This is a genomic window from Pasteurellaceae bacterium RH1A, from assembly GCA_012221805.1.
Lineage (GTDB): Bacteria > Pseudomonadota > Gammaproteobacteria > Enterobacterales > Pasteurellaceae > RH1A.
Genome location: CP015195.1, coordinates 994,676 through 1,008,339, shown reverse-complemented (window position 1 = coordinate 1,008,339; position 13,664 = coordinate 994,676). Strand labels below are relative to the sequence as shown.

Sequence of the window (13,664 nt, the reverse complement as noted above, 5' to 3'; positions counted from 1 at the left end):
TTATTTATATAACCTCCCTCTCCCCTCCTACCAACGATAGGCTCTTCATATCATAACCATCTAACAGATAGTAATCATTTTCACTTAATTCAGATTGACATCAAGCCACAAGCCCCTAAAATTCTCCCTAGTTTTAATTTAATCTTACCTTGGAGAAATCATGGAAAACATTGTGATTGTTGGAGGCGGGGCTGGCGGTTTGGAGCTGGCTACCTACCTAGGCAACAAGTTGGGGGCTAAGAAAAAAGCCCGTGTTATTTTGGTGGATCGTAACGACAGCCACCTTTGGAAACCCCTGCTGCACGAGGTGGCCACAGGTTCTTTAGACATTGGCACCGATGCCCTAAGCTATCGGGCCCATGCCAAGAACCATCATTTTGAGTTCCAAATCGGCAATCTTATCGGGGTCAATCGTGAGGCTCAAACCATTCAACTGGCCGCTATTTATAATGATGAGCAAGAACTGTTGGTGGCAGAACGTGAAATCCATTACGACAAACTGGTGCTGGCCATTGGCAGTAAGTCCAATGATTTTGGCACCAAGGGGGTGGCGGAACATTGTATTTTCTTAGACAGCACCGATCAGGCCAAGCGCTTTCATAAGCAGATGATGGAGCTTTACCTTAAATTCGCCAACAATAACGACAAGCAGGTGCATATTGCCATTGTCGGCGGCGGGGCAACGGGGATTGAACTGGCCGCCGATCTCTACAATGTTGCCAACCACCTTCATTCCTATGGCTATGGCAAACTCAACAATGCCAGCCTTAAAGTGACCTTGATTGAAGCGGGCGAACGCCTCCTGCCTGCCCTGCCTGAAAAGGTGTCACTGGCCGCTCTCAAGGAATTACGTTCGCTGGGTGTGGATGTCAGTGTGAAAACGGCGGTAACTGAAGCCACGGAAAGCGGTTTTATTACCCAATATGGGGAAGAAATCCCTGCCGATATTATGGTTTGGGCGGCGGGCATTAAGGCGCCTGATTTCTTGGCAACGCTTGGCTTTGAAACCAACCGCATTAACCAAATTATGGTCAAGGATACGCTACAAACCACGTTAGATGATAAGGTCTTTGCCCTGGGCGACTGTGCCTGCCTCATTCAAGAAAACGGCAAGCCTGTACCACCCCGTGCCCAAGCTGCCCACCAAATGGCCAGTCGCTGTGGCAAAAACATCCTGGCCGCCGTTGAAGGCAAGCCGCTCAAGCCCTTTAAATTTATGGATAAGGGCTCATTGGTGTCCTTCTCTCGCTTCGGCACCATTGGCAGCCTGATGGGGAACTTAACCAAGGGCGATATGTTTATTGAGGGCAAAATCGCCCGCTTGGCCTATCTCTCCCTCTACCGCATGCATCAAGCCGCCCTGCACGGCTGCATTAAAACGGGCTTGATTGTCTTGGTTGGCAGCATCAACCGCTTCCTGCGGCCTTCGACCAAACTTCACTAAGCCGACAAGCGGTGCCATTTGCAGATTTTTTTGCAAATGGCACCGCTTGCTTCATAACTTTTCCTCATATTACATAAATTTCCTCTCTTTCTCATTTTCTGCCAAGCCTCGTATGATGATTCCATCCATTATGATTAAGAGGAACCCATCATGTCTTTATTTCAAATCCACACCATCGAAACTGCCCCAGAAGCCGCCCAAGAAGCCTTGAAAGCCGTCCAGGCCACCAACGGTTTTATTCCCAACTTAATCGGTGTATTGGCCAATGCCCCGACTGCCCTGGAAACCTACCGCACGGTGGGTGGCATTAACGGACGCAACAGCTTAACGGCTGAAGAACGTGAAGTGGTACAAATTACGGCGGCAGTGGTCAATGGCTGTGGTTTCTGTGTGGCAGGACACACCAAAATTTCGCTTAAATTATTGAAAATGGAAGAGGAAGTGGTCAATCAAATCCGTTCTGTTTCCCGCATTGAAAGTAACCCAAAATACGACACCCTGGCCCGTTTTACCCTGGCGGTGATTTTACAAAAAGCCAAATTAACCCAAGCCCAACTAGAGGCATTCTTCCAGGCAGGTTACACCCAGCAAAACGCCATTGATGTGATTTTAGGGGTCAGCCTGGCCACGCTTTGTAACTATGTCAATAACATTGCCGAAACGCCTATCAACCCTGAACTTCAACCTTTTGCCTAAGCAAGGAGGCTAGCATGAGTGTATCTTATCTCTCGCAAGACTTGATTGATTGGCTGACTGAACACGCCGATTCGCTGGATCAATCCAATCAATATGCTGATCAAGTGCTTAATCAACTGGTGGCAGGTGGCGTCTTCCGTCACGGTCTGCCCGAAGAGCTGGGCGGCCTAGGCGGTGATTTGCAATCTGCCATTAAGGCCATCAGTCAAGTGGCTCGCTACTCCTTAACCGCTGCCTTCTGTGCCTGGGGACACCGCACCCTGATTGAAAACTTACGCCAAAGCCGCAGCCCCCTGCATCAGGCCCTGGTGCCTGAACTGCTTTCGGGCAAGCGGGCTGGCGGAACGGGACTGTCCAATGCGGTCAAATTTACCTCGGGCGTGGAAGCCTTGAATGTGAGCATTAGCCAAAAGGGCGAAAAATTCTATTTAAATGGCCGCCTGCCTTGGATTACTAACCTAAGAGCAGATCGTTTCGCCCTTATTTTTGCCGCCTCTTATGAAGATAACAGCCGCCCGCCCCTTGTGCTGGCCATTCCTTCTGAAGCAGGTTTACAGCTGCAAGAAGAATTGCCGCTGGTCGCCCTTAAAGGCAGCCACACGCACCCCGTGGTGCTGGACAACCTTGAGCTAAACCCAGACTGGATCATCGCTGATAACCTCTTGGATTATTTGCCACAAATCCGCCCATCATTCCTTGGTTTGCAATTCGGTATGGCCTTTGGCTTAGCCGAACGCGCCTTAAGCGAAGTAGAAAAAACCTTTGGAGCTAGCCGTGATGTCTTGCAGGCCGAATGGCAGCAGACCCAAGCTGATTTAGCCCGTATTCAGCAGGCACTGGAAACAGGCCTTGCTGCTGGCAGCTTCCTCACCGATCCCAAAGCCCTCTTTCAGCTGCGGATTGATATTGTCGATGTAGTAGCCAATGCGGTGTTACTGGAACTGCAAGCGGGCGGCGGCAGAGGATATTTAACAAATACAGGCTCCAGCTTTATTCGCCGCTGGCGAGAGGCAGCATTCTTGCCAATTGTGACCCCAAGTGCGGTGCAATTACGCTTGGTGCTGAAGAGCTATGCTTAGGGTCAGCGATCTATCCCTGGGCTATGGCCAACGCACGCTCTTGGCCAAGGCCAATTTTCGGGTTCAACAAGGCGATTTGGCCTGTATTTTGGGCCAAAGTGGGGTGGGCAAATCCTCTCTCTTGCGGATCTTGGCTGGTTTAGAAAAAGCACAGGCCGGCCAGGTGGAACTCTTTGGCCAGCCCATTACCCAACCCACGGCTGATATTGGCTTTGTCTTTCAGTCTGCCAACCTCTTGCCCTGGCTGAATGTGGAGAAAAATGTCGCCCTAGGCTTAGATTTTGCCTGCCGTGACCCCTTGAGCAAGGCCGAAATTCAAAAGCGTGTCCAGGCTGTGCTAGAAGAAGTCGGCCTGGCAGACGCGGCCAAGGCCCTGCCCAGTGAACTGTCGGGCGGGATGGCACAACGGGTTAATCTGGCTCGAGCTCTGACTCGTCAGCCAAAATTGATCTTGCTGGATGAGCCATTTTCTGCCCTCGATCCCCTTATCCGCAGCCAAATGCAGCAGCTCTTGCGTGAAGTAATCGATCACCACCAAGCCACAGCGGTAATGGTGACCCATGATATTGATGAGGCCCTCTTGATTGCCAATCAGATCCTGCTCTTGGGTGGCGGCAAACCTGCAACGGTCGCTCAACAGTGGCGATTGAACCAGCCTTTTCCACGAGCAGATCTGCGAGCGCTTAATCATATCCGCCTCGAGATCTTGCAGGTTATGCAGGATCATAGCCAATCGCTCAAACAGCAAGAAAGCCTTGAATTTATGATTTAGGAGGCAAAATGGAACGCCGTGATTTTCTAAAACTCTTAAGCCTCTTTAGCTTAAGTGGCAGTTTACCCCTGCTCTCAGCCTGTGAAAAATTGCAAAAAACTGACCCAAACGCACCGCTTAAAATCGGCTATCTGCCCATTACTGACGCCACCAGCCTCTTGGTAGCCCACGCCCAAGGTTTATTTGAAAAACAGGGCTTGAAGGTGGAAAAGCCCCTTATGTTCCGCAGCTGGTCGCAACTGGTGGAAGCCTTTTTCAGTGGCAATGTGAACTTGGTGCATATTCTCTCGCCCATGAGTTTATGGGCCAGATATGGCTCCCAAGCCCCCGTTAAAATCGTGATGTGGAACCACCTAGCAGGCTCGGCCTTGACCGTTTCGCCCGACATCAATCACATTACCGATCTGTCAGGCAAAACCGTGGCCATTCCCTTTTGGTATTCCATCCACAATATCGTTTTACAGCATTTGCTGCGTGCCAATGGCTTGAGGGTAACGGAAAAAAGGCCTGGAGCGGGTGAAGTGAAAGTGACGGTAATGTCGCCATCAGACATGGTAGTTGCCCTAGCTAACCAAGCCATTTCAGGCTTTATTGTGGCAGAACCCTTCAATGCCATTGCCGAAAGCAAGGGAGTGGGCAAGGTCTTGCGTTTTAGTGGCGATGTCTGGCGGGATCATGCTTGCTGCGTGACGCTTATGCAGGAATTTGATATTCAGCACCGCCCAGAATGGGTGCAAAAGGTGGTCAATGCCCTAACCGAAGCCCAGGTTTACAGCCTGGAACATCGGGCTGCTATTCCAGCCATGATCGGGCGGGGCAGCGGCTATACGCCCCACGATCCAGCCGTGCTGGCCAAGGTGCTTGCCCCCGATCAGACACAGTGGCAGCGTTATGCCCAACAAGGGATCATTCAACACCCTGAATGGCAGCAAAATCGCATTGGCTTTCAGCCCTATCCCTTTGATAGCTACTTGGGCAAGCTGCTCGAAATGCTACAAGAAACCCACTTGGCAGGGCGTAACGATTTTCTGACCCAACTCAGGCCTGGACAGGTCATTCGTGAACTCAATGCCCCACAGTTTGCCCGCCAGGCCATTGAAGCAGGCGGCTGGGTCGATTATTTTGGTTTGCAGGCTGGCTGGAGCCGAACAGAAGAAATCGTGGTTTAAGAAAAGGAAAGAATATGCTTGAAAAGAAATTTTTACTGGGCTGGGCAGGTTTAGGCCTGCTGGTGGTTTTATGGCAAGTTGGCGTCGCCCTACTGCAAGAGCAGTTCGCCCTTGCTGCCCTGCTCTCTCCGCTGGAAACCGCCAAGAGTTTCGGCTGGCTGCTGGGCAGTGGCGAAATCTTCCCCCACCTCTTGGCCAGCCTTAAGCGAATCTTGATTGGCCTAGCTCTCGCCCTGGCAGTCGGCATTCCCTTTGGCCTGCTGCTGGGGTTTTCAAAGCAGCTAGAAGCCTTCGCCACGCCCTCTATGCAATTTTTACGCATGATCTCACCTCTTTCCTGGATGCCCATTGTGGTTATGCTGCTGGGTATTGGCGACTTGCCCATTTATTTTTTGCTGGCCTTTGCCACCGTTTGGTCGCTGATTATTGCCACGGCCAGCGGCGTAAAAAGTATTGACCCAAAATGGCTAGAGCTAGGCCGCTCCATGGCTGCCAGCAAAAAAGAACAGCTCTGCCACATTATCGTCCCCGCCATTGGCAGCCACGTTTTATCAGGCTTGCGGGTGGCCATTGGCATTGCCTGGGTGATTTTGGTGCCCTGCGAAATGCTAGGCGTAAATGAAGGGCTGGGCTATTTCATTCTCGACACCCGTGACCGCCTGGCCTATTCAGAGCTTATGGCGGCCATTGTACTGATTGGTTTAGTCGGTTGGATCTTAGACAGCGGCATCAGAAGACTAGCCAGATCTTAGGCCTAGTCAAACTCCAACTCCACTGCATTCTCCCCTAAGAAATCCTTAAGAGCCTCCATCATGCTCTCTTTTGGGGTCACCCGCCATTCTACCCCACCCTTGAGCAAGGCACGGCCCTCTGGGCTTTGGTAGTAGAAATGAAGCGGCAAGGTGCCCTCCTTATGAGGTGCAATCAGCTCTTGCAGTTGCTTGATAAACTGTGGTGTGAGTTGTTCCTGCTTGATGGCCAGAGCTAGACTTTTAGCAAAGCGGCTGCGGGCCTCATCCAGGCTGATGATTTCCCGGGCGATCATTTTTAGCCCGCCTCGGAAGTCATCGGTTAAGACCGAACCCACGGCCAAAACCACCTGATCCTTCTGCAAGAGGTGGCCGAAATTATCTAGGCTGTCGGCAAAAAGGGTAATATCAATGGTGCCGGAACGGTCTTCCAGGGTAGCAATGCCTAGGCGTTTGCCGGTTTTGGTGGTCACAATCCGGCTGTCCATAATCAGGCCGGCAATGGTGGTGCTTTGGCCCCGGCGGGTCGGCTGTAGTTCATTGAGGCGATTCGGGGCATAGTGGGCCAGCTCCTTGAGGAAGCGGCCAACTGGGTGTCCACTTAAATAGAGGCCCAGGGTGGCTTTTTCGCCCTCCAGGATTTTTTGCTCCGACCATTTTGGCGTGTTGGCATAGGCATTTTGCACCTCTTCAGGCGTTTCGGTCAGCACGCCGAACATATCGCTCTGACCTAAGGCCTCCATCTTGCTGTGTTGATCGGAGGCTTTCAAGGCATCTTCCAAATTCTTCATCAGGGCCGCGCGGTGGGGCCTAGCTTGTCAAAGGCCCCTGACATAATCAGGCCTTCAAAGGTGCGGCGGTTGATTTTTTTCAGATCCACTCGGGCGGTCAGATCAAAGAGGTCTTTGAAGATCCCGCCCGAATTGCGGGCCTCCAACATGGCCTCAATCGGGCCTTCACCTACCCCCTTAATGGCCCCCAAGCCATAAACAATCTCGCCCTTTTCATTGACACTAAAACGGTGCTTACCGCTATTGACATCAGGTGGCACGACCGTCAGGCCCATATTGATACATTCATCATAGAAGCCGACAATCTTGTCGGTATTATCCATTTCCGAGGTCATCACCGCCGCCATAAATTCAGCTGGATAGTGGGCCTTGAGCCAGAGGGTCTGGTAGGAAACCAGGGCATAGGCGGCCGAGTGGGACTTGTTAAAGCCGTATCCGGCAAATTTTTCCACCAGGTCAAAGATCTTCATGGCCAGTTCGGTATCAATGCCTTGGTTTTTGGCCCCCTCTTCAAAGACCGATCGCTGCTTGGCCATCTCCTCCGGCTTTTTCTTACCCATGGCCCGGCGGAGCAAGTCGGCTCCACCCAGACTATAACCGGCCAAAACCTGGGCAATCTGCATCACCTGCTCTTGGTAAACAATGACCCCGTAGGTCGGCTCCAAGACAGGCTTGAGGGACTCATGCTGATAGACCTTATCAGGGTAGGAGACCTCCTCAATCCCGTGTTTACGGTCGATAAAGTTCTGCACCATGCCAGATTCCAACGGGCCTGGGCGGAAGAGGGCCACTAAGGCGATAATATCCTCAAAACAGTCGGGCTTGAGGCGGGAAATTAAGTCCTTCATGCCCCGAGATTCCAACTGGAAAACGGCTGTCGTTTGGGCCTTGAGCAGGACATCAAAGGCCTTAGGGTCGTCCAGGGGAATGCTTTCAATCCGCACCTGTGGCTTGCCTTCACGCTCCAGCCTTTGGTTGATCATCTCTAAGGCCCATTTGATGATGGTCAGTGTCCGCAGGCCCAAGAAGTCGAACTTGACTAGGCCAGCATATTCCACATCATTCTTATCAAAGTGGGTAACGGGGTGCAGGCCTTCGGAGTCGCAATAAAGGGGAGAGAAATCGGTAATGGCAGTTGGGGCGATCACCACCCCCCCAGCATGCTTACCGGCGTTTCGGGTTACGCCCTCCAGCTTGCGAGCCATATCAACTAAAGCCTGGACTTCCTCATCCGCATCATAGAGCTCCTGCAATTTGGGTTCGGCTTGGAAAGCTTTTTCCAGGGTCATGCCCGGGTCAGACGGAATGAGTTTGGAAATCCGATCCACGAAGTTATAAGGGTGGCCCAGAACCCGGCCCACATCCCGAATTACCGCCTTGGCCGCCATGGTACCAAAGGTAATAATTTGTGAAACCGCCTGCCGGCCGTAGGTATCGGCCACATGCTCGATTACTCGGTCCCGGCCGTCCATACAGAAGTCCACATCGAAATCGGGCATGGAGACCCGTTCAGGGTTGAGGAAACGCTCAAAGAGCAGGTCAAATTCCAGCGGATCTAGGTCAGTAATTTTCAGGGCATAGGCCACCAAGGAGCCTGCCCCCGAGCCCCGGCCAGGGCCGACCGGAATATCGTTATCTTTTGACCACTGGATAAACTCCATCACAATCAGGAAGTAGCCCGGGAAGCCCATCTGGTTAATCACATCTAGCTCAACTTGTAGCCGTTCATCATATTCTGGCCGGCGTTGCTTACGGACTTCTGGATCGGGGAAGAGGAATTCCAGCCGCTCCTCCAAGCCCTCACGGGATTTCTGCACCAAATAATCTTCAGTGGATAAATCCCCTGTTGGGAAATTAGGCAGGAAGTATTCACCCAAGCGAATGGTCACGTTACAACGCTGGGCAATATGCACCGTATTTTCCAGGGCCGAAGGCAGATCAGCGAAGAGCTGGCACATCTCCTCCTCAGAGCGGAAATACTGCTGGGGGGAGTATTTTTGCGGGCGTTTAGGGTCGTCTAGGGTATAGCTGTCGTGGATGGCTACCCGAATTTCGTGGGCATCAAAATCATCTTCCTTGAGAAAGACCACATCATTGACCGCCACCAAGGGAATTGCAAATTGTTGAGCTAATTTGACCGCTTGTTGGATATAGCGTTCTTCCTCTGCCCGACCAGTACGGCAGAGGGAGAGGTAATAATGGTTGGGAAAGTGGGTTTGATAAAAGGCCAGCAGGCTCTCGGCTTCTGCCTGATTGTCCTTGAGTAAGGCCCTGCTCACATCGCCCTTACGGCCACCGGAAAGCACGATAATGCCCTCACTTTTCTCCGCCAGCCAGGCTTGTTGCACCATAGGCAGCTCCACATAGCCCTGCTCGTAGGCTTGGGAAATCAGCAGGGTAATATTATGGTAACCTGTATTATTTTTGGCCAGAAGGGTGAGTTCAAAAGGCTCTTGGCCCTCCCCCGCCTGCACCAGCACATCCGCCCCAATAATAGGCTTAATGCCCGCCCCAGGGCCTCCCCATAAAACTTGACCAGGCCACAGAAGTTGGTGAAATCCGTCAGAGCCATGGCCACCATCTCATGGGCCGCACAGGCCTTGAGCAAGGGTTTAACCTTGGCGATGCCATCAATCATGGAGAAATCACTGTGGACTTTAAGGTGGACAAAACGTGGGGCTGGCATGGGTTTCCTATTTTTGGTAGAGTTTGGAAAAAGCTATTATAGCAAAGAGAAAATTAAAACAGAAATGGGTTGCTTCTCCTTAAAATCCACTTAAAATAAAACTAAACTTGAATTATTTTAGGATAGGAATATGGGTTTACAAATTGGTATTGATCTTGGCACAACAAATAGTTTAATTGCACAATTTATTGATGGAGAAACTCGTTTAATTCCTAATCAGTTCGGGCATACTCTGACACCCTCCGTTGTGAGTGTTGCAGATGATGGACAAATTTTAGTTGGCCTGCCAGCAAGAGAGCGATTAACTACTGCGCCACAGCTAACCGCATCAGCCTTTAAACGTTTTATGGGAACAGATAAACAGTTTCAATTAGGCAAACACCGCTTCCGTGCTGAAGAGCTATCCTCACTGGTCTTAAAAAGTTTAAAGCAAGATGCAGAAATCTTTTTAGGGCAAGAGATCACGGATGTGGTGATCACCGTTCCCGCCTATTTTAATGCTATTCAGCGCCAAGCCACCCAAAATGCTGCGGAGCTGGCTGGTTTAAACGTATTGCGCTTACTCAATGAACCAACTGCCGCAGGATTAGCCTATAATTTACAAGAAAAGCCAGATAATACCCGATTTTTAATCTACGATTTGGGTGGAGGCACCTTTGATGTATCCATTTTAGATTATTTTGATGGCGTGGTGCAGGTGTCTGCTAGTGCAGGTGATAACCACCTAGGTGGCGAGGACTTTGTGCGTGCACTTGCTCAAGCCTTTATCAAAAAATGCGCCAGCCTCAACGAGGAAATCGGACATAAATTACAAACTCATCAGGAGTTTTGGCAAAAATTAGAGCAGGCCAAACGTCAATTAAGCCGAGAAAAACAGGTTGAGATTGAAATCACGCTAGATGGAAAACTATACCAAGCCAAAATTAGTCAAGAAGACTTCCAACAAGCAGCTCAACCGCTATTAATGAGACTACGCCACCCCCTAGAGCGAGCCTTGCGTGATGCGAAACTCACCCCCAGCCAAATTGACGGTATTATGTTAGTCGGTGGTGCAACCCGAATGCCTATGATCAGACATTCTGTAAGCCAGTTATTTAAAAGAATAGCCCAAGCCAGCATAAATCCAGATGAAGCCATTGCCCGCGGTGCTGCTGTTCAAGCGGGGCTGATTGCTCGCCATCAAACATTAGAAGAAGTGGTACTAACCGATGTCATGCCTTTTAGCCTAGGGACGCAAACAGTACAAGAACTAGAAAATGGACGTTTAGTTGGTGGGCGTTTTGCTCCCATTATTGAGCGTAATATGCCTGTGCCTATTTCACGAGTAGAACGCTTTTGGACAGCTCATGATAATCAAACCCAAATCCAGGTTGAAGTCTTACAGGGAGAATCAGCTCTTGCTAAAGAAAACCTTCATTTAGGCGAAATATTAGTCAAAATTCCCCAAGGGCCTAAGGGCGAAGTTTATGTTGATGTCCGCTTTAGCTATGATATCAACGGTTTATTAGAAGTAGATATATTTAACCAAGAGCTTAATATTCAAATTAACCAAGTTTTCCAACAAAATACCCAAAATCTTTCGCCTAAGGAATTGGAAGACTCTCGCCAAAAATTAGCGAAATTAAAAATTCATCCAAGAGATCAGCAAGAAAATGTCTATTTACTGGAAAAGGCTAAACGTATTTATGCTGAATATGTTGGTGATGATCGTAAAATTATCAGCGAAGCCCTAGCCCATTTTGAGGTTGTTCTAGAAAGCCAAGATCTTTCCCTTATCCAAAAACGCCGAAAATGGTTTGAAGAAATTTTAAACCGCTATGATGATGGCTGGTGGCTATAAGGAGAGAAAAATGACTTGCTGGCAAATATTAGGTATTGAGCCAACTAATGACGAACGTGAAATTCGCCGAGCCTACGCTAAAAAGCTGAAAACCACTCGTCCTGATGAGGATGCCGAAGGCTATCAGGCCTTAAGGGAAGGCTTTGATGAAGCACTTCGACTCGCTCCCTACCAAATGGAAGAAGAACATACTCTCTCTGAAGAAAGTAATTTTAATTGGCACTGGCCCAATGAGCAGAAAGATGAGTTAAATAATTTAGTTGAACAATTAACCTCTGCTTACCAAAAACAAAAATTAGCAGACTTCTATTCTTACTTCTGTTTAAAACTCGAGGAAATGGTAAAGCATGATAAAGAGCAAGCCCTTAGGCTTTTTCTCCAATTTATGCGAGAACAATCCATCGAAATTCCTTCTTTATGGGCAGAAATGGATAAACATTACGCCTTTAATAATAACACCCATTATGCGACTCAACTCAATTCAAATGAATTAAACTCACTCCCTCTCTATCAATTTTTTGCTTTATTTAAATTTAATTTAAATATTTTAAAAAATCACTTAGATAATCTTATTCAATCAGAAGAAAGTCAAGAGTGGATAAGTGATTTATGGTACTATTTTCAGCATGAAACAGCCTTTTTGAGTGCTAAACAAAAGAACCATCTCCGACAATTTATTGCGCTTATCCTTAAAAAACACCCTGATAAGATCAGTGAAACACTACGTGCATATTGGATTCAGCATTTCAATTTTAGCCCCGCTTATTTTAAGCAAGGAGAAAATGATCTTATTTACCTTCGCTCGCCAGAACATTTTATTGCCTACTGTGAGCGCCTGCGTATCAAACAATCACCGCAAGCCCTTGAAAACAACTGGGAAAGGTTAAGCCCTTATATTGCCCATTTCGATTTGGATAGCCAAAGAGATCTACAAAAATATTTTCGTTTTTTACTGAATTTTTCAGAAACTCCAGCTTACTTAAAGCAAGCATTACATACTATTGTAGGACAAACCCAAGAAAAAATTATCCAACAAGCCTTAAGCCCTTCAGCCTTTGAAGACTTTACCGCTCAAGATATGATTCAACACCTGGCCTATATTTTTCAAACAGAAGAAAGTGACGGTTTAATTAAACATTGGGATCAAATTACTCAACTTCTAGCAAGTATTCCTTTTGAAGAAAGTGAGTTTATTTCTTTACAATGCTATCGTTTTTTAAAAGAACATGAAGTAGAAAACTCATATATATGGGAGAAATTTATCCACTATTTTGGTTGGCATAATGATTACCGTTTGGCTGAACGGCTCAATATTGAGGAAATTCATTTCATTCATGAACGTTTAATGCTTGCTCATCAAGAAAAAGTAAATCAAGAAAAAATGGAGAAGTCACAAGTAACAAAAGCTATATTAACTTATCTAGCTGAAGGAACTGGAAAACTTTGTTCTATTTTTATGATGGTGATACTCATGCCGTGGCTTCGTTATGAGTTACCCTCTATAGAAAAAAGAATTAAATCACATAGATACGGTTTTCTTTTTAACAGATATTTTGAACGAGCCCATGATATAAGATGTATCCTTTTTTCAGTTTTACCCATTCCTATAGTCTATACGATAATGCTTAGGAATAACGTTGATAATACAGGGTTAAGTTCATTTATGCTATATGGAGGAGCGATAGCTTTTCTTTTCTTTATCATAGGTGGTATATTGATTAAAATAAAGTTCATAACATCTGCCATCCTTCCCTTTTTCGACAAGATATTATCAAACAAAATATATATTTTATTTATGAGCTTTATTATTCCTTGTGCAATTCCTATTTTGTCACTTTTAGAAATAGGCAACACACGTGCTGGGGAAATTTCTACGCTTATCCTCAGTGTGTGGGGAACAATAACGCTTGTACCCAAACATAGCAATCGAAAACTATTTGTTCTTATGCTAAGCACCATAGGATTATTGCCTTTTTTCATATACTTAAAAGAGGTGTTACAAATAAGGGAATTTTACATCATTAACCTTGCTATGATTTGGGTAAATATCAACCTATACCTATTATATTATAGCCAAGAGAAGTTAGAAAAATTCATGAAAAAGATAAAAGACACCTTTCGAGATCATGCTCCTGTAGAAAAACGTTCTCTTTATGCTATCTCACAATCATTTTATGCGCTATTGTTGGGTGTTTTATTATTACCTGCTCTATGCGAAAAGTATTATAGCCAAACACAAAGTATGTGGTTTTTATTTGAATTTTTTATTGGTGGATTGCTAATTCTTTTACCTTTCGGCTATAGTATTGAATATATGCTTTTCCTCTACCCTGCCATGTTCATTTTCTTTACCCTTCAAGTCATCCTAAAAGATTACTTGGTTCTAAACAGCAAGGAAGAGGTATAATTGCCAGTAGCCTCAATTCAGGCTAGAATAG

General features: G+C 47.4%; 8 protein-coding genes and 1 pseudogene. 8 read left to right on the top strand and 1 reads right to left on the bottom strand.

What is annotated here, in order from left to right:
- Window positions 1–160: 160 nt before the first annotated feature.
- From A4G20_04700 to A4G20_04675, 6 genes are all read left to right on the top strand, one after another.
- The gene (locus tag A4G20_04700) at window positions 161–1,444 is read left to right on the top strand and encodes an NADH dehydrogenase (protein QIW15678.1); all 1,284 of its coding nucleotides are present in this window, start codon (window positions 161–163) and stop codon (window positions 1,442–1,444) included.
- A 150-nt stretch (window positions 1,445–1,594) separates the two neighbouring features.
- On the top strand, window positions 1,595–2,140 hold the full coding sequence (locus A4G20_04695) for an alkylhydroperoxidase (GenBank protein ID QIW15677.1): 546 nt from the start codon (window positions 1,595–1,597) through the stop codon (window positions 2,138–2,140).
- Window positions 2,141–2,154: 14 nt separating this feature from the next.
- Entirely contained in the window at window positions 2,155–3,219 is a 1,065-nt protein-coding gene (locus A4G20_04690) for a dehydrogenase (GenBank protein QIW15676.1), read from the top strand.
- The gene (locus tag A4G20_04685; GenBank protein QIW15675.1) at window positions 3,212–3,991 is read left to right on the top strand and encodes an ABC transporter ATP-binding protein; all 780 of its coding nucleotides are present in this window, start codon (window positions 3,212–3,214) and stop codon (window positions 3,989–3,991) included. Before A4G20_04690 ends, A4G20_04685 begins: the two co-directional genes overlap by 8 nt.
- A gap of 8 nt (window positions 3,992–3,999) precedes the next feature.
- A complete protein-coding gene (locus A4G20_04680; protein QIW15674.1) occupies window positions 4,000–5,160 on the top strand; it encodes an ABC transporter substrate-binding protein in 1,161 nt (386 codons plus the stop codon).
- 14 nt (window positions 5,161–5,174) lie between these two features.
- A complete protein-coding gene (locus A4G20_04675) occupies window positions 5,175–5,912 on the top strand; it encodes an ABC transporter permease (protein ID QIW15673.1) in 738 nt (245 codons plus the stop codon).
- Between the two features lie 2 nt (window positions 5,913–5,914).
- Here A4G20_04675 and A4G20_04670 read toward each other — a convergent pair.
- Window positions 5,915–9,386, bottom strand: a pseudogene (locus tag A4G20_04670) (DNA polymerase III subunit alpha).
- A gap of 130 nt (window positions 9,387–9,516) precedes the next feature.
- Between A4G20_04670 and A4G20_04665 the strand changes: the two are divergent.
- Both A4G20_04665 and A4G20_04660 read left to right on the top strand, forming a co-directional pair.
- Window positions 9,517–11,226, top strand: a complete 1,710-nt coding sequence (locus A4G20_04665; protein ID QIW15672.1) for a molecular chaperone HscC — start codon at window positions 9,517–9,519, stop codon at window positions 11,224–11,226.
- A 10-nt stretch (window positions 11,227–11,236) separates the two neighbouring features.
- The gene (locus A4G20_04660) at window positions 11,237–13,633 is read left to right on the top strand and encodes a hypothetical protein (protein ID QIW15671.1); all 2,397 of its coding nucleotides are present in this window, start codon (window positions 11,237–11,239) and stop codon (window positions 13,631–13,633) included.
- Window positions 13,634–13,664 lie beyond the last annotated feature (31 nt).